The sequence below is a fragment of the Pantoea sp. genome (assembly GCF_039594315.1).
In the GTDB taxonomy this organism is placed as follows: domain Bacteria; phylum Pseudomonadota; class Gammaproteobacteria; order Enterobacterales; family Enterobacteriaceae; genus Pantoea.
The window spans coordinates 16475-33896 of record NZ_JBCNNP010000033.1; the positions used below are offsets into that span (position 1 = coordinate 16475).

Consider the following 17422-nt stretch of genomic DNA (forward strand, 5'->3'; position numbering starts at 1 on the left):
AGTTTGGTCGCCATGAATGGCGCCCCTACAAATTCACAGGGCGCGCATTCATGCGCAACAGCGAGATTACGCTTCGTTGCTCTGTTTACGGCGTGCCGCATCACTATTGCGGCTCAGCCACAGCGACAACGCTTTCAATGAATCATCAGTGAACTCATCACAACGCGCGGTAATTTCTTCCGGCGTCATCCAGAAAATCTCATCCACTTCTTCTTCCTGCATCGCAAACGGGCCATGTGAGACGCAGCTGAACAGCCCGCCCCAAACGCGACAATGCTGATCTTCAAAGTAGAACTGGCCGTGCTCAGCGAACGGAACGGCAGCGATACCGAGTTCCTCTTCCGCTTCACGACGTGCGGATTCAAGCAGGTCTTCACCGCTCTGCACCACGCCACCGGCTGTGGCATCAAGCATGCCCGGCATGAAGTCTTTAATTTCAGTACGACGCTGCACCAGAATTTTGCCCATGCCATCGTGCACCACAATGTATGTAGCGCGATGACGCAGACATTGCGCACGCATCTGCGCACGGCTGGCCTGCGCAATGACTTCGTTCTCTTCGTTAACGATATCAACCCATTCGATACCGTCACCTGCCGTTTGATCCACCATCCGTAACCCTTTTCTGTTTTCGGCGTGCCCAGCACGCGCCTGTTTGCCATGCTTTATTAGAATTGTCGGTAAGGTAAAGCGTTCTTTTCGCCATCGCAAGGCGCATCGTGCTTAGCGTGTTTTGCCCGATTCGGCTAACCACAATTGCACCGATGCACGCTGCCACTGGAACTCAGCATAGTGCTGCAACTTCACCGGTAACGCATCGCCGTGCAGCGCTAAACGGTTGATCATCACCGCCAAATCGGTATCGGCAATCGACCATTCGCCAAACAGATTTTGCTGCCCATCCGGCAACAAACGCTGCACAGCGGCAATCAGCTTGTTGGCCGCTTGTTCACCTGCCGCCGTCAAAGGTGCAAAGCGTTCACCGGCAAACAGCACTTCGGTCGGTCGTTCCGATCGCAGCGCCATCAAGTCACTGCGCAGCCACGCCTGCACTTCACGCGCGTGGGCACGCTTTTCACGATCGCGCGGATAGAGTCGTTCAAACTCGGGCGCGGGAAAACGCTCTTCCAAATATTCGGCAATAGCGGAAGATTCCGCCAAGACCACGTCCTCAATTTGCAGCGTTGGCACGCGGCAGGTGAGAGACAGCGCACGATATTCATCTTCCCACTGCGCGTTCTGCGACAAATCCACGCGTTTAAGGGTGAAGGGAATACCCTTTTCGGTCAGCGCAACATACACCGACATGGCGTAAGGACTGAAGAAGGAAGCATCGGACCACAAGGTAATGGTTGGATAATTCATTGGCGCCTCGGGTAAACGTCAGGTGTGCATCATGTTTACCGATTTTTAATTATTAAGGCAATGGTGCGCTGGTCGGATCTTTGATCACTAAGTCCAACGCTGACTGCACCTTTTTATTCATAAGCGTAAGGCCAATCACGCTGCGCGCACGCTTCTCTTCTATGCTGAATCTGAGCGGATAAAAAATTACAAGGAGGCTCAACATGCACTTGCTTATCACCGGCGGCACCGGCCTGATTGGTCGCCATCTGATCCCGCGCTTATTGCTGCTGGGACATAAAATCAGCGTAGTAACGCGCGATGTCGCTGCGGCACGCGACAAACTCGATGCCAGCGTGGCGCTCTGGTCTGGCATTAATCAGCAGACCGATTTGAATGGCATTGATGGTGTGATCAATTTAGCGGGCGAACCGATTGCCGATAAACGCTGGACCGAACAACAAAAGCAGCGGCTGTGTGAAAGCCGCTGGCAAATCACCGAACAACTGGTATCGCTGATTCATGCTAGCTCCCAACCCCCGCAATTTTTAATCTCCGGTTCAGCCACTGGCTTTTATGGCGATACCGGCGATTTGGTATTAACCGAAGACGATCCGGGTCACGATGAGTTTACCCATGCGCTGTGCGCGCGTTGGGAGCAGCTGGCGTTGACCGCGCAAAGCGATCGCACGCGCGTCTGCTTGCTGCGCACCGGCGTGGTGTTAGCCAAAGAAGGTGGCGCGCTGGCGAAAATGAAGCTGCCGTTCAAACTCGGCGTGGGCGGGCCCATTGGCAGCGGCAAACAGTATTTGCCGTGGATTCATGTCGATGATCTGGTTAACGCCATTTTGTGGCTGATCGATCACTCAGAACTGCGTGGGCCGTTCAATATGGTCGCGCCTTATGCGGTCCGCAACGAGCAGTTTGCCGCCACATTGGGCCACGTGATGCATCGCCCGGCCTTTATGCGCACGCCTGCTAGCGCGATTAAATTGATGATGGGTGAATCGGCGGTGTTGGTGTTGGGTGGACAACATGTATTGCCGAAGCGCTTAGAGGAATCAGGCTTTGGTTTCCGCTGGTACGATTTGCAGGAAGCGTTGCAGGATGTCGCCAGCTAAGCGTAGAGGGCGCCATTAATGGCGCCCGGCTATCACTTAACTTCGCTGCTGCGCCACCCGTGATTTTACTGCCGCAGGCAGATGCGTGTGCCCCGGCTGCGGCACGCGAATGATAAAGGTCAACACGCCGGCAAACACATACAGCGCGGTATACGCCCACACCACGCCGACGATATCGAAGAACGGCAACAGTACAGAAGCAATCGCCGGTGCGACAAAGTTACTTAACCCGGCCGACAGATTGTAAATCGATACCGCTGCGCCTTTGTGATGCGGCTCCAACGTTGGGAATACCGCGGTCATTGGCACGAACGCCGCGACAAAAATCCCCAACATCACCGCCGGAATCAGCGCCACCCAGAAATTATGTCCGGCATAAAGCGGCAGGTAGTAAAACGCCAGGCTGGAGATCGCCATACCAAGGCAACCAAACCAACGCACCTGACGAATCCAACCCAATTTTTCGCCGGTGATACCCCAGAAAATATTGGTGAAAATGGTGACGAAGAAGAACACCGCCCAAATTTGCAGCCATTCGGAAATACTAAAGCCGAGGCGATCAACAAACAGCAGCGGCATGATGATGGCAAAACCAAACAGTGACAGCGTATTGATGATGCGAATCAGGCAAGCGTAGAACACGTGTTGATTAGTAAAGAGAATGGTGACGGCACGCGACATCTCGGTCATTTTATCGCGCAGCGGCAGATTCACGCGAGAACGATCCACCGGCACATTGCGCAAGCTGAAATACGCCAACACACCGCCGCATGCCACCCAAATGATCGCCAGCCACAAAGTACCGGTTTCGCCGAGCATTGGGATAGTCAGACTTGGCAAATAGCTGCCGACCACGCCGATACCGACGGAATACATCGCCCAGAACCAACCGGTCGCAGCAGCCAGTTTTTCACGCGGCAGCACTTGCACCAGCATCATCATGAACGAGTAGATAAACAGCGGATAGGCCAGCCCGCGAATACCGTAGAACAGTACCATTAGCGGATAGTTGCGCATGCCCAAGCCCAGCGACATAAACAGCGTGTGCATCACTATCCACAGCACGAAACCAATCATCATCGCGCGCTGCGGCGTAATCAGTTCCGCCACCACACCCGATGCCCACGCCGCTAATGCCGCCGCTAAGCCATAAAAGGTAAACACCACCGCCGACTGTGCCGGAGTGAAACCCATATCGGTGATGTGGCGCGACAGGAACGCCATTTCGAAGCCATCACCGGCCATGAAAATGGCGATGGCGAGAAAGCCCCAGAACATTTTTTTCGGCAAGCCAAACCAGTAATCATTCGATTGCATCTCATTCATCCTCTGTTTGGAATTATTCAGGCAGCAGCGCACGCGCTTGCTGTTGTTGTGCATAGAGCGTGCGGAACAGATGCAACCGCTGTTGCAGCACTTTGCCACGCGCGGCATCGGGCAAATAGCGCGCCTGCACCGGCGGTTTCAGGCACACTTCGCTCTCCATGCCGCCAGCGGCCAGCCACGCCAGACGTGCGGCGCCCAATGCGCCCGAAGCGCTGGCGGGATGGGTGACGATCGGCAGTTGCAGCACATCGGCGATCAATTGCGCCCACAAGGTGCTGCGCGCCCCGCCGCCGGTCAGACTGCATTGCTGAATTTGGCGCTGCGCATCGCCCAGCACCGCGAAGCCATCGGCAAGACCAAACGTCACGCCTTCGATTACCGCGTAACCCAACAGCGCGCGCGGCGTTTCGTGGCGCAGGTTGAAGAAGGAACCGGAGGCATCAGGATCGTTGTGCGGCGTGCGTTCGCCAGAAAGATAAGGCAGGAACACCGGTGCGCGGCGGCGTTGTTCATCACTGAGTTGCGCCATCTCTTCCATCAGTTGGCTTTCGGTCACCGACAGCAGATTACACAGCCAGCGCAAACAACTGGCGGCGCTGAGCATCACGCTCATCTGATGCCAGCGGCCTGGCAACGCATGGCAAAACGCATGCACGCCAGATTGCGGATCGGCCAGTAAGCGGTCGTTAACCACGAAAATCACGCCGGAAGTGCCGAGCGAAATAAACGCATCGCCAGGATTTACCGCGCCAACGCCCACCGCCGAAGCGGCATTGTCGCCGCCGCCGCCCGCGACACACACCGATGCCGATAAGCCCCACTCGCTAGCGAGATCGGCGTGCAGCGTGGCACTGATCGCACTGCCCTCCACCAGTTCCGGCATCTGATCGCGCGTCAGCCCGGTGATCGCCAGCAGTTCGTCAGACCAATCGCGCTGAGCCACATCAAGCCACAGCGTACCCGCCGCATCCGACGGTTCACTGACAAAACGCCTGGTTAAACGCCAGCGCAGATAGTCTTTCGGCAGCAACACTTTGTCGATTTGCTGGAAAATGGCGGGTTCCTGTTCCGCCACCCAGCGCAGTTTCGGCGCGGTGAAACCCGGCATGATCATGTTGCCGCTGATCTGCATCATCTGCGGATATTGCTGACTCAATGCTTCACACTGCGGCGCGCTGCGCGTGTCATTCCACAAAATGCACGGACGCAGCACCTTGCCTTGCTTATCCAGCAGCACCGCGCCATGCATCTGCCCCGACAAACCGATGGCGCGAATTTCGCTCCAGGCGGACGCCGCTTGTTGACGTAGCGCAGCGATCACCTCGCCGCAGGCTTGCCACCAGCGCTCAGGATCTTGCTCCGCCCAATGGGCGTGTGGACGCTGTACCGTAAGCGTGGCGTGATTCGAGGCGACAATTTCGCCCTGCGCGTTAATGATCAGTGCTTTCAGTTCTGAGGTGCCGATATCAATGCCGAGATACATGATGCGCTCCTTACACCGCAGCCAGCGTGCGTTCGGGCTGCTTCAGCCATTGCTGCAAATCGGCCACGCTACGCGTCACCAGCGCATGGAAGGCTTTGTCCTGCGCCAGTTCACCAAACAGCGCGCTATCGCTAAGAAACGCTTCCAACGCATCGGCGCGGGCAAACTGCTGGCGCAAAGCATCGGCTTGCAGCGCGCCATCCTGATATTGATACGGCAATTGGTCATTGGCCCAGCGTAGCAGGAACAGGAAGAACAGCGCAGGCAGCACCGCCGTTGCATGAGGTTCTGCACCGCGTTGATAGCATTCGCGCAGCGTTGGCGTCACCATGCCGGGAATTTTTGATAAACCATCCGCGCCGACGCGCTGGTTAGTGTCTTTGATGTAAGGATTACTAAAGCGCGCCAGTACCACGTCACGATAGTCGGCCAAATCCAGCGGGCTCGGCGACAGTGATGGCATCACATCCTGCGTCACGTAGTCATACGCCAGCTGATAAATCGCCGGTTGGCGCGTGCTGTCGTCAATGTAATTGAGACCAATCAGCGTGCCGGCCCAGGCAATCGCTGCATGTGTAGCATTGAGGATGCGAATTTTCGCCTCTTCCCACGGCAGTACCGAATCAACCAACTCGACGCCCACCTTCTCCAGCGCCGGGCGGCCAGCAATAAAGTCATCCTCAATCACCCATTGAATAAAGGATTCCGCCATCACCGCCGCGCCATCATCTTTACCGGTAGCCGCCTTCACCCGCTCTGCCACATCTGGCGTTGGGCGTGGCGTAATGCGATCGACCATAGTGTTTGGTGATGTGGTGTGATCACGCACCCAATCCGCTAGCGTGCGATCGCCTTTAGCGGCGAGAAACGCCAGAAATCCGTCGCGGAAGCGTTCGCCGTTATGACGCAGATTGTCGCAGTTCAGCAACGTCACAGGCTCGCCGCCGTTTGCCACACGTTGCGCCAGGATGCGCGCTAACGCGCCATAAAGGGTGCGGATATCACCGTTGATATCGGCCTGCACGTCACGTTGCGTCAGGTCGAGTTGATGTTCTGACGTCAAGTAATAGCCCGCTTCGGTCACGGTAAAACCAATCACCCGGGTTTCAGCTTTCGCGCCCTGCTCGACCAAGGCACTAATCTCACTATCCCACGGCAGAATTTTGCGCAGTGAAGTAATGGTTTCATATTCCCGCTCACCTTCTGGTGTCACGGTTTCCAACACGTATTCACCGTTTTGTGCTTGTAGTTGATTGAGCAACGGCACCGCATCGTTGCGGATGTTGCCGAGCGCAATGCTCCAGCTATCGTCACCTTGCTCACGCAACTTATGCAGATACCACGCCTGATGAGCACGATGAAAAGATCCTGCGCCGATGTGCATCCACACTGATTGATTTGTCATAGTCGCCTCAAAATAAACATTTGCCACGATTAAGGGCATTTGCCCGATTACGTGTAGCATAGTGCGTGCGGCGACGATGATTCTGCGAGCAACTTCACAATTAATACTTTTGCTCTTTTTTAGGGCTTTTGCTCAATTAACACTTTCCGACGTTCTCGCGCTAACATGGCGCACCGGTTTTGGCGGAACAGCGTGATGAGCAGAGAAGAGAAAAAACAAGAACTGGCAGCACGTGCGGCCTGGATGTATTACGTGGCGGGCGTGACACAGCAAGAGATTGCGCGCGCATTGGGATTGTCGCGTCAGGTGGCGCAGCGCTTGGTTTCCAGCGCACGTGAAATGGGCATGGTCAGCGTCAAAATCGATCATCCAGTTACGCATTGCTTGCATCTGGCTCGCGAAATTGAAGAAAAGTTTGGTCTGAATCTGTGCCGCGTGGTGCCATCGGCCAATCTCGACGATGAGGCGATCCAGCAGATGCTGGCGGTGGAAGGCGCGGCGGTGATGTCGCAATACATCAACGAAGAGCAGCCGCAGGTATTCGGCATTGGTTCCGGTAAGACTTTGCGCTCAATGATCGATGCGCTGCCGTGGGTTGAACGTCCTCAGCATCAATGCGTCTCGATGATTGGCGCGATTGCACGGGATGATTCAGGTACGCGCTACGATGTGCCGCTGAAAATGGCGGAGAAGATGCAGGGCAAGTATTACTTCATTCCCGCGCCGCTGTATGCCGATACGCCTGCTGATAAAGCGATGTGGGTTCAGCATCAGGTTTATCAGCGCGTGACGCAGCGCGCATTGCAGGCCGATGTGGCGTTTGTCGGTATTGGCGAAGTGCAGCCCGGCTGTCCATTGCATGCCGAAGGTTTTATTACCGATGCACAAGTTGCCGATCTCAACGCACGCGGTGTCGTCGGTGAGATGCTTGGACATTTTTTCAATCAGCAAGGTGAGCGTGTGTTGAGTGAAACCGATGAGTTGCTGACCAGCGTATTACTGGAAAGCCAGACGCAGCGACAGATTATTGGTTTTGCCGGTAGCGAACGAAAATACCCGGCAATTCTTGCTGCGCTACAGGGCGGTTGGGTCGCGGGTTTGGTGACTGATGAAAATACGGCGCTGAAGCTTTTAAGAGATTAGATTGTGCTCACTGTCCCTCACCTCGGTCCTCTCCCATAAATGGGAGAGGAAGATGCTGCCACCAACAACTCCTTCCCCTGCTTGCGGGGGAAGGCCGGGATGGGAGACAGCGCTCTCCATCCCGATTAAAATTACTTCAACGATCCTTTAAGGAACTGCTGCAAGCGCGGGCTTTTTGGATTGCCGAACAGCTCATCCGGCGTGCCTTGTTCCTCGATCTTCCCCTGATGCAGGAAAATCACGTGATTGGAGACGTGACGAGCAAACTCCATCTCGTGCGTTACCACCACCATGGTTTTGCCCTCTTCCGCCAGCTTCTGCATGATGCGCAGTACTTCTCCGACCAATTCAGGATCGAGCGCAGAGGTGGGTTCATCAAACAGCAGCACTTCGGGTTCCATCGCCAACGCACGTGCAATCGACACACGCTGCTGCTGACCACCAGACAGATGCACCGGATATTTGGCGCGCGCACGCTCGTCGATACCCACTTTATCCAGATACTTAATCGCACGCTCGCGCGCTTCGGCTTTACTCAAGCCCAGTACCTGGATCGGCGCTTCGGTGACGTTATCCAGCACCGTCATGTGGCTCCACAAATTGAAGTGCTGGAACACCATGGTCAGACGCGTGCGCAGCATACGCAGCTGCTCTTTGTTAGCGACTTTCAGCTGGCCATCGGTGTCGCGCACCAGATTGATCGGCTGATTGTTGACGTTAATCGTGCCTTCACTCGGTTTTTCGAGGAAGTTAATGCAGCGCAGAAAAGTACTTTTCCCGGAACCGGACGAGCCAATAATGCTGATCACATCGCCGGCATTCGCCTGCAGTGACACGCCTTTCAGAACTTCATGTTCACCGTAACGCTTGTGCAGTTCGGTAACGCTTAATTTATTGTCGGCCATAGTGATACTCAATGCGATGAAGAAGGTTTTACGTGCGCAAGGAAGCGACGTTCGGCTTTACGGAACAGGCTAATCAACACGTAAGAGATAATCAGATACAGCACCGCAGCGATGCCAAAAGCGGTAAACGGCTGATAGGTCGCCGAGTTAATATCGCGCGCGATTTTCAGCAGATCCGGCACCGTGGCAGTAAACGCCAGCGCGGTGGAGTGCAGCATCAAAATGACTTCGTTACTGTAAGCCGGCAACGCGGTACGCAGCGCCGAAGGCAAAATAATGCAGCGATAAAGCTTAAACGGCGAGAAGCCATAAGCACGCGCCGCCTCGATTTCACCGTGCGGCACGGCACGAATCGCACCGGCAAAAATTTCGGTGGTGTAGGCGCAGGTGTTAAGCGTGAACGCCAGCAGCGTACAATTCAGGCCGCTGCGGAAGAAGGCGTTTAACAGTTCGGTGCCTTTGACGATTTCCAGCGTGTACATGCCGGAGTAAAACACCAGCAACTGCACATACAGCGGCGTGCCGCGAAACACATAGGTGAACAGCCAAACCGGCGTGGAGATAAAACGATTTGACGATACGCGCGCAATCGCCAGCAGTACCGCCAGCGAACCACCAATCACCACGGAAAGAATCAATAACCACAGCGTAATCGCGATGCCGGTGAAACGATAACCGTCGGTCCAGAGCAGTTGTTTCCAATATTCCTGAATAATCTCGATCATAGCTCTGCCCTTTTCACACCTACGGTGTAGCGGCGTTCAAGCCACCACAGCACGCCATTCGATAGCGTGGTAAACACCAAATAAATCACTCCCGCGACAATCGCGAAGTAGAACGGCTGCCAGGTACTTTTCCCGGCTAGCTGAGTCGCTTTCACCACATCTTCCAGACCAAGCAGCGATACCAACGCGGTGGCTTTCAAAATTACCTGCCAGTTGTTGCCGATGCCCGGCAGCGCAAAACGCATCATCGCCGGGAACAAAATACGGCGGAAAGTTTGCGAACCGGTGAATCCAAAGGCGGTGGCCGCTTCGATCTGCCCTCTCGGCACCGCCAGAAACGCGCCGCGGAAGGTTTCGGTAAAGTAAGCGCCGTAGATGAAACCGAGCGTGATGATACCGGCGACCATTGGGTCGATATCAAACTGCGCCAGGCCAAGTGCATCGGTGAGGGTATTCAGGGCGATCTGCAAACCATAGAAGATCAGCAGCATGAGAACTAAATCAGGCACACCGCGAATCAGCGTAGTGTAGCCTTCAAAAATCATCGCCAGCAGGCGATTGCGGGAGAGTTTGGCGCCAGCGCCAATTAAACCGAGCACCACCGCCAGCAACACCGAGCTGAGCGCCAGCTCCAGTGTGACAAGGGTGCCCTTGAGGATTACATCAGAATAGCCATACAACATGGGTTCAATCCTGTCGTGAGGGTAAAAAACAAACGCTGCCCAACTGACGGACAGTCCTAACCAGGAGATTTGAATCGCAGGATGGATGGCGGCAAGCGTATGAAGCCGGGCAGTTTACATAAGTAAGCGCCCGGAGTGAATACTTATGACCCACCTTCCTGCAATTCAAACAGCACGATCAGGAACAGAACTGTTAGTCGCCGTACACATTAAAATCAAAATACTTCTTGGCAATCTTGTCGTAGGTGCCGTCTTTACGCATGTCGGTAAAGGCTTTATCAATGGCTGCTTTCAGATCGGCATCATCTTTACGCAGGCCCATACCGGTACCGACGCCAAAGATTTTGTCATCTTTAACTGCCGGGCCGGCAAATGCATAATTTTTGCCCACAGGCTGTTTCAGGAAGCCTTCGCTCGCCTGCACTTCGTCCTGGAACGCGGCATCGATACGGCCGGCATTCAGATCCTGATACACCAGATCCTGGTTAGCGTATGGCGTCACGGTGACACCTTTTGGCTGCCAGTTCTCTTTCGCATAGGTTTCTTGCGTGGTGCCTTGTAGCAGGCCGATGTTTTTGCCTTTCAGCGATTCAATGGTTGGTTGCAGCGTAGAGCCTTTCGGCGCAACTAAACGCGCGTTTGCTGCGTACAACTTCTCGGAGAAGGCGATCTCTTCCTGACGCTTTTCAGTGATCGAGAGGGATGAAATGATGGCGTCGATTTTCTTGGCTTTCAGCGACGGGATCAGCGCATCGAAGTCACTTTCCACATAAGTACATTGGGTCTTGATACGCTTACAAATTTCGTTTGCCAGATCGATATCAAAGCCAACCAGTTGGCCTTGCGCGTTCTTGGATTCGAATGGCGGATAAGTCGGGTCAGTTCCGATGCGCACATTTTTCGGCACGGCGGCGAAAACACTCGCGCTACTTGCCATCGCCAGCATCAGAGAAAGAGCCAAAACTCGCTTTTTCATAGGTAACCCTCAAGTGAAGTGCTTATTGTTATGTGGTTCGTGATGTGTTGTTGGTTTGCGCTGAAAGATGTGCACGTTTCATGCCAGTTATGCGAATCGGCTAAAGCATGCGCAAGCGCACTAAATACCGCACCGATAAGCGGCGCAAGCACTTAGTTTGTGAGGGAAATATAACAGCGGTGTGAGGAAGAAAAAGCGACATTGTTAACTTTTGGTGCACAAGATGCACGAAGAGTGATCGCGCACGCGAAATTGCACACAAGCAGTGCATTAATGCACCGTTATGCGCCATTCCAGCGAGTGAAAAGATCTTCAGGCAATTCGATGTCGAACTGATCGAGCACGCGATTGACGGTTTGATCGACCAAATCGCTGATCGATTGAGGGCGGTGATAAAACGCAGGTACCGGCGGCATAATCAGCGCACCCAACTCGGCTGCGGTGGTCATCATGCGCAAATGTCCTAAGTGCAACGGTGTTTCGCGCACGCATAGCACCAGTTTACGCTGCTCTTTTAGCACCACATCGGCGGCGCGCGTCAGTAAGCTATCGCTGTAGCTGTGCACAATGCCTGACAGCGTTTTCATCGAACAGGGCGCAATCGCCATGCCGAGCGTTTTGAACGAGCCGGACGAAATACTGGCCGCAATATCGCGCACGTCATGCACCACATCAGCCATCGCTTGCACATCGCGCAGGCTGTAATCCGTTTCCAATGCCAGGGTTTGTCGAGCCGCAGGACTGATCACCAAATGGGTTTCCACATCGGCAAGCGGTTGCAGCACTTGCAACATGCGTACGCCATAGATCGCGCCGCTGGCGCCGGAAATACCAATGATCAGTCGTTTCATAATTCAGCCTTACCCGTTCAGATTGCGGCAATGATAGCGGCTCCCTGAACAAAAATACAAAAACAAACAGGGCGGGATTGCGCCCGCCCTATTGATGCTATGCCACAACGTGGGAATTAACCTTCGTTATGCAACTCCAAACCTTCGACTTCGGTCTGACGTGCAATGGCTTTGGAATCGTCATTACGCAGCGACTGCAAATACTCAAGGTACTGCTGATCGACATCTTTGGTGACGTAAATACCGTTGAACACCGAGCACTCGAAGTTGGCGATATCCGGATTCTCTTCGCGCACCGCTTCAATCAGATCGTTAAGATCCTGGAAAATCAGCGCATCCGCTTTGATCAGCTGGCAAATCTCGTCAACTTCACGACCGTGTGCAATCAGCTCGGTGGCGCTTGGCATATCGATGCCGTACACGTTCGGGAAACGGATTTCCGGGGCCGCTGAGGCGAGATACACTTTCTTGGCGCCCGCTTCACGTGCCATCTCAATAATCTGCTCTGAGGTGGTACCACGCACGATGGAATCATCCACCAGCAACACGTTTTTATCACGGAACTCAGCACGGTTGGCGTTCAGCTTACGGCGAACCGCGCTGCGGCGCTGCTGCTGGCCCGGCATGATAAAGGTGCGGCCGACATAGCGGTTTTTCACGAAACCTTGACGATACGGCTTGTCGAGGATGCGGGCGATTTCCAGCGCGATATCGGTGGAAGTTTCCGGAATCGGAATCACCACGTCGATATCCAAATCTTCCCACTCACGCGCAATTTTGTTGCCCAACTTGGTGCCCATGCGCACACGTGCGCTGTACACCGAAATTTTGTCGAGGAAAGAATCCGGACGGGCAAAGTAAACGTACTCGAAAAGACACGGATTGGTTTTTGGGTTCTCGGCACACTGACGGGTAGAAAGCTGGCCTTGTTCGGTGATGTACACCGCTTCGCCTGGCGCGACGTCACGAATGAACTCGAAGCCCAGAGTATCCAGCGCCACGCTTTCCGAGGCCACCATGTATTCAGTGCGACCATCTGCAATCACGCGCTTGCCCAGCACCAGCGGACGAATGCCGTTGGGATCGCGGAACGCCACCATGCCGTGACCGATGATCATCGAAACCACTGCGTAAGCGCCGCGCACCTGCTGATGCACCGCCGCCACCGCAGCAAAAATGTTGTCCGCTTCCAGCGGGTAATGCTGAAAACGATCCAGTTCCTGCGCGAAGATGTTCAGCAGGATTTCGGAATCTGAGGTGGTATTAACGTGACGGCGACCCGTTTCGAACAGTTGCTTACGCAGCTCGTGTGCGTTGGTCAGGTTACCGTTGTGCGCCAATGTGATGCCGTAAGGCGAATTCACATAGAAAGGCTGCGCTTCAGAGGCGCTGGAGCTGCCTGCTGTGGGATAACGCACGTGACCAATCCCGATGTTGCCCTGCAAACGCTGCATGTGGCGCGCTTCGAACACATCACTGACCAAACCATTGGCTTTACGCAAACGGAAGCAGTTAATAGCATCGATGGTACAAATGCCGGCGGCATCCTGCCCGCGGTGCTGAAGCACCGTTAACGCGTCATAGATTGACTGGTTTACTGGCATAAAACCGGTGATACCAACAATACCGCACATATTGTCTTTTCCTCATTAGCCGCACGCCCGATGGTGTCACCGGGGTAAAAAACTCGACGTACTTTTCAGGTAATCAAAGAACCACCTGATGATGTAACTGAATTCGGGGATAAGTTGCGACTGTTGCCAGTCGGGGCTTTTCGAGAAGCCGGTGAATGTATCGAGGAAAAAGAGCATAGCAGATACGATCAGTACGCCACGCAACGCCCCGAAACAGACCCCCAACACCCTGTCGGTTCCCGACAAGCCAGTTTTCTCAACCAGCGAGCCGATGACATAGTTGACGATGGCACCCACAATAAGGGTGGCAACGAATAGCACCGCGATGGCGATGCCGTTGCGAACCAGTTCGTCACTAAAACCGGTAAACCAGACTGCAAGGTAGGCGTAATAATGACTGGCGACAAAGAACGCGCATCCCCAGGTAACGAGAGATAAGGCTTCACGGACAAACCCACGAATCAGGCTGACCAAAGCCGAAAAACCAACTACCGCAATAATGACGTAATCAATCCAGATCATGAACTCTTCCAGCCCAGTGCTATTGCACCCCTGCATCCAGTTCGGGGCGCATTCTAACAGAAAAAGAAAACGTTTGCGTAGGGTTTTCCGGTTCTGCATCCGTAAAAAGGGCGATGAAAAAAACTTTCCTCGCCCGATGGGATATCAATCTTTTAATTGACTGATATTAAATACTTTTTCAATTACGCTTCGCTAATCATGTGCAATTTAGTCGCGCCTTTTACTGCTATCGGCGCGACTTATCAACGCATTATCTCGCGCTATACGGCTTCACTACGCCGCCCAGACCAGAAATGCTTTGCAGCTCACTTAATGAACTCTGCAACTTGGCTTTAGAGGCATCCGGACCGACATAAATGCGGGTAATCGATCCCTGCACCGGCGTGGAAGGAACGGTAAAGGCACGATAACCGGAGAGTCGCAGCTGCGCCACAATCTCGCTCACTTTCGCCGCGTTCTTCAGCGCACCAAGCTGCACCACAAATGCCTGACCCGCTGGGGCTTCTGGCTCACTTTGCTTCGGCGTTTCAGTTGGCTTGCTCTGCTCAACCGGTTTCGGTTGTTCGACCGGCTTCGGTTTTGGCTGTTCAACCGGTTTTGGCTTCGGTTGTTCCACCGGCTTCGGTTTCGGCTGCTCGACCGGTTTTGGCTTCGGCTGTTCTACCGGTTTCTGCTGAACTTGCTGATGTACCGGCGGCGGCGTCACCACACTCGGTTCGGTATTCTGCGCCGGTTGCGTGCTGCCCGTGGTCGCCGTTTTGCCACCTTCCTGATTCTGCGCCGCGCTGGCACCTTCTGGCGGTTGCGACGGTAAAGGTTGCGTCACCGGTGGCACCATTTCGCTATCCTGCTGATCGTCCGGTTTCGGCACCAGCGGGATCGCGGCGAACTCTTCTTTATAATGCTTTTTCTTACCGTCCAGCAGGCCCGGCAGCACGATGACGCCAATCGCCACCAGAATGACCGTACCGACTAAGCGATTTTGAAACTTACTTGCCACTGCCGTTCTCCGCTGTCATCGATTCCATAACTTGCGCTACGGTGTGGAAAGATCCACAGACCAGAATCACATCTTCGGGACGCGCCTGCTGGCGCGCCGCTTGCCACGCAGCATCCACATTGCGGTATGCTACGCCACCTTCCAGATGTGCTATCAGCTCATCCGCTGAAGCACCGCGCGGGCCATCAAGCGGCGCGCAGTACCAATGATTCACCTGCGGGACCAGCGCCGCCAACGTTCCGGCGATGTCTTTATCATGCAGCATGCCAACCACCGCATGCACCTGGCCGTTGTGAGGCAACTCAGCCAAACGCCGAGCCAGATAATAAGCGGCATGCGGATTGTGCGCCACATCCAGAATCACGCGTGGCGATTCGCTCACGGACTGGAAACGCCCCGGCAAAATCGCCAGCGGCAGATGCTGGCGAATGATCGCCTCACTCACCTGCAAACCCGATGCACGCAGCGCGGCCAATGCCGTTGCCGCATTCGGCAATGGCACTTGCGGTAGCGGCAGATCGCGCAGCTCACCGTGCGCATCCTGCAACATCCAGCTATCACCGGTTTGCTGCCACTGCCAATCACGATTGAGCTGCAACAGTTGCGCGCCCTTCTCGGCTGCCACATCGGCGATGGTACTCGGCATATCGGCTTCACCCACCACCGCCGGTTTTCCTGCACGGAACACACCGGCTTTTTCACGGCCAATGCTTTCGCGATCAGGCCCCAGCCAATCGGTGTGATCGAGTGCGATACTGGTAATCACTGCCACGTCGGCATCGACGATGTTAGTGGCATCAAGACGACCGCCAAGACCAACTTCGAGGATCACGACGTCAAGATTGGCATCGCGGAACAGGTTCAGTGCCGACAAGGTGCCAAACTCAAAATAGGTGAGTGAGATTTCACCCCGTCCCGCTTCAATGCTGGCGAAACTGGCGCTGTGTAGCGCTTCATCCAGTTCAGCGCCTTGCACGCGCACCCGCTCGGTATAACGCACCAGATGCGGCGAACTGTAAACGCCCACACGATAGCCCGCGGCCATCAGCAGCGTTTCAAGTGTGCGGCAAGTGGTACCTTTGCCGTTGGTGCCGGCGACGGTGAAGATAAACGGAGCGGGTTTGAGCAAGTCGAGACGTTCAGCGACGCGTTGAATACGGTCCAGGCCGAGTTCAATGGCCTGAGAATGCAGGTGCTCAAGATAATGAAGCCACGTGGCCAAAGGCGACGTGGCTTGAGGAAGAGAATTGTCCATGTGTCCCGTTTACTGATTTACGGTGCATTGGTAAAAAGGCGCATCGCTGCGCCTTTCCGTTGCCTGTCAGGCTTCGTTGCTCTCCGGCTCAGCCGCGTTAGGCTGATCACCATCCAGCACTGGCGCTGGCAGGTTCATCATTTTCGCCAGCAGGCTTGCCAGCTTAAAGCGCATTTCCGGACGACGGATGATCATGTCGATCGCGCCTTTCTCAATCAGGAACTCACTGCGCTGGAAGCCCGGCGGCAGTTTTTCACGCACGGTCTGTTCGATAACGCGTGGACCGGCAAAGCCGATCAGCGCTTTCGGTTCCGCGACGTTGAGATCGCCCAACATGGCGAAACTCGCAGAGACGCCGCCCATGGTTGGGTCGGTCAATACCGAGATGTACGGCAAGCCGCGCTCCTGCATTTTCGCCAGTGCAGCACTGGTTTTCGCCATCTGCATCAGGGATTGCAGCGCTTCTTGCATACGCGCACCGCCAGAAGCGGAGAAGCAGATCAGCGGGCAGTTGTCTTCCAACGCCTGCTCAACACCGCGTACAAAACGCGCGCCAACTACAGAACCCATTGAGCCGCCCATAAAGGAGAACTCAAAAGCCACTGCCACAACCGGCATGCCGTGCAGCGTGCCTTTCATGGTGATCAGTGCGTCTTTCTCGCCAGTGTCTTTCTGTGCAGCCACCAGACGATCTTTGTACTTCTTGGAGTCGCGGAACTTCAGCAGATCCTTTGGCTCCAGTTCGCTTCCCAGCTCAACCAGCGAACCTTCATCCAGCATGCTATGCAGACGCTCACGAGCGTGCATGCGCATGTGATGGTCGCACTTCGGGCAGACCTCGAGGTTACGCTCCAGTTCGGCGCGGTACAGCACCTGACCACAGCTATCGCACTTGGTCCACACCCCTTCCGGGATGCTGGCTTTGCGCGTTGGTGTGGTGGTGCTTTTATTCAGTATGCGTTCAATCCAGCTCATTGATGACCTTTCTATTTAATGCTGACCTGGTCCAGTCTTCTCGTTACTGCTGAAATCACCTTCAGCAGGCCGTA

At 54.8% G+C, this 17422-nt stretch carries 17 protein-coding genes; 2 read left to right on the forward strand and 15 right to left on the reverse strand.

Annotation, left to right across the window (positions count from 1 at the left end):
* Positions 1–66 precede the first annotated feature (66 nt).
* Positions 67–612, reverse strand: coding sequence for an NUDIX hydrolase YfcD (yfcD, locus tag ABDW13_RS16620; RefSeq protein ID WP_343553657.1), 546 nt, complete (start codon positions 610–612; stop codon positions 67–69).
* A 111-nt stretch (positions 613–723) separates the two neighbouring features.
* A complete protein-coding gene (yfcF, locus tag ABDW13_RS16625) occupies positions 724–1365 on the reverse strand; it encodes a glutathione transferase (RefSeq protein WP_343553658.1) in 642 nt (213 codons plus the stop codon).
* 203 nt (positions 1366–1568) lie between these two features.
* Here yfcF and ABDW13_RS16630 point away from each other — a divergent pair, with 203 nt between their 5' ends.
* A complete protein-coding gene (locus ABDW13_RS16630) occupies positions 1569–2465 on the forward strand; it encodes a TIGR01777 family oxidoreductase (protein ID WP_343553659.1) in 897 nt (298 codons plus the stop codon).
* 36 nt (positions 2466–2501) lie between these two features.
* Here the strand turns inward: ABDW13_RS16630 and ABDW13_RS16635 are convergent, their stop codons facing one another.
* From ABDW13_RS16635 to dalD, 3 genes are read right to left on the reverse strand one after another with little or no spacing between them, the layout of a single operon-like run.
* Positions 2502–3782 carry an MFS transporter gene (locus ABDW13_RS16635; protein ID WP_343553660.1) on the reverse strand — a complete coding sequence of 427 codons (1281 nt, stop codon included), beginning with the start codon at positions 3780–3782 and terminating at the stop codon, positions 2502–2504.
* 22 nt (positions 3783–3804) lie between these two features.
* Positions 3805–5274, reverse strand: coding sequence for a xylulokinase (gene xylB, locus ABDW13_RS16640; protein WP_343553661.1), 1470 nt, complete (start codon positions 5272–5274; stop codon positions 3805–3807).
* A 10-nt stretch (positions 5275–5284) separates the two neighbouring features.
* The gene (gene dalD / locus ABDW13_RS16645; protein ID WP_343553662.1) at positions 5285–6679 is read right to left on the reverse strand and encodes a D-arabinitol 4-dehydrogenase; all 1395 of its coding nucleotides are present in this window, start codon (positions 6677–6679) and stop codon (positions 5285–5287) included.
* 195 nt (positions 6680–6874) lie between these two features.
* Between dalD and ABDW13_RS16650 the strand changes: the two genes are divergently transcribed.
* Complete coding sequence (locus ABDW13_RS16650) at positions 6875–7822, forward strand: sugar-binding transcriptional regulator (protein WP_343553663.1); 948 nt, start codon at positions 6875–6877, stop codon at positions 7820–7822.
* A gap of 131 nt (positions 7823–7953) precedes the next feature.
* Here ABDW13_RS16650 and hisP read toward each other — a convergent pair whose 3' ends face one another.
* The 10 genes from hisP to accD all read right to left on the reverse strand — a co-directional run bounded on the left by hisP (position 7954) and on the right by accD (position 17348).
* Entirely contained in the window at positions 7954–8727 is a 774-nt protein-coding gene (gene hisP / locus ABDW13_RS16655) for a histidine ABC transporter ATP-binding protein HisP (RefSeq protein WP_343553664.1), read from the reverse strand.
* 8 nt (positions 8728–8735) lie between these two features.
* Positions 8736–9452 (reverse strand): ABC transporter permease, encoded by a 717-nt coding sequence (locus ABDW13_RS16660; protein WP_343553665.1) that lies wholly within the window; start codon positions 9450–9452, stop codon positions 8736–8738.
* A complete protein-coding gene (locus tag ABDW13_RS16665; protein WP_343553666.1) occupies positions 9449–10135 on the reverse strand; it encodes a histidine ABC transporter permease HisQ in 687 nt (228 codons plus the stop codon). The genes ABDW13_RS16660 and ABDW13_RS16665 overlap by 4 nt, the downstream gene beginning before the upstream one ends.
* Positions 10136–10328: 193 nt before the next feature.
* A complete protein-coding gene (argT, locus tag ABDW13_RS16670; protein WP_343553667.1) occupies positions 10329–11111 on the reverse strand; it encodes a lysine/arginine/ornithine ABC transporter substrate-binding protein ArgT in 783 nt (260 codons plus the stop codon).
* 281 nt (positions 11112–11392) lie between these two features.
* The gene (locus tag ABDW13_RS16675) at positions 11393–11962 is read right to left on the reverse strand and encodes a UbiX family flavin prenyltransferase (RefSeq protein ID WP_343553668.1); all 570 of its coding nucleotides are present in this window, start codon (positions 11960–11962) and stop codon (positions 11393–11395) included.
* Positions 11963–12078: 116 nt separating this feature from the next.
* Positions 12079–13596, reverse strand: coding sequence for an amidophosphoribosyltransferase (purF, locus tag ABDW13_RS16680; protein WP_008105199.1), 1518 nt, complete (start codon positions 13594–13596; stop codon positions 12079–12081).
* Between the two features lie 36 nt (positions 13597–13632).
* Entirely contained in the window at positions 13633–14118 is a 486-nt protein-coding gene (gene cvpA, locus ABDW13_RS16685) for a colicin V production protein (protein ID WP_008105200.1), read from the reverse strand.
* A gap of 250 nt (positions 14119–14368) precedes the next feature.
* A complete protein-coding gene (gene dedD, locus ABDW13_RS16690) occupies positions 14369–15118 on the reverse strand; it encodes a cell division protein DedD (protein WP_343553669.1) in 750 nt (249 codons plus the stop codon).
* Positions 15108–16373, reverse strand: a complete 1266-nt coding sequence (folC, locus tag ABDW13_RS16695) for a bifunctional tetrahydrofolate synthase/dihydrofolate synthase (protein WP_343553670.1) — start codon at positions 16371–16373, stop codon at positions 15108–15110. Before folC ends, dedD begins: the two co-directional genes overlap by 11 nt.
* A gap of 66 nt (positions 16374–16439) precedes the next feature.
* On the reverse strand, positions 16440–17348 hold the full coding sequence (gene accD, locus ABDW13_RS16700; protein ID WP_343553672.1) for an acetyl-CoA carboxylase, carboxyltransferase subunit beta: 909 nt from the start codon (positions 17346–17348) through the stop codon (positions 16440–16442).
* Positions 17349–17422: the final 74 nt, after the last annotated feature.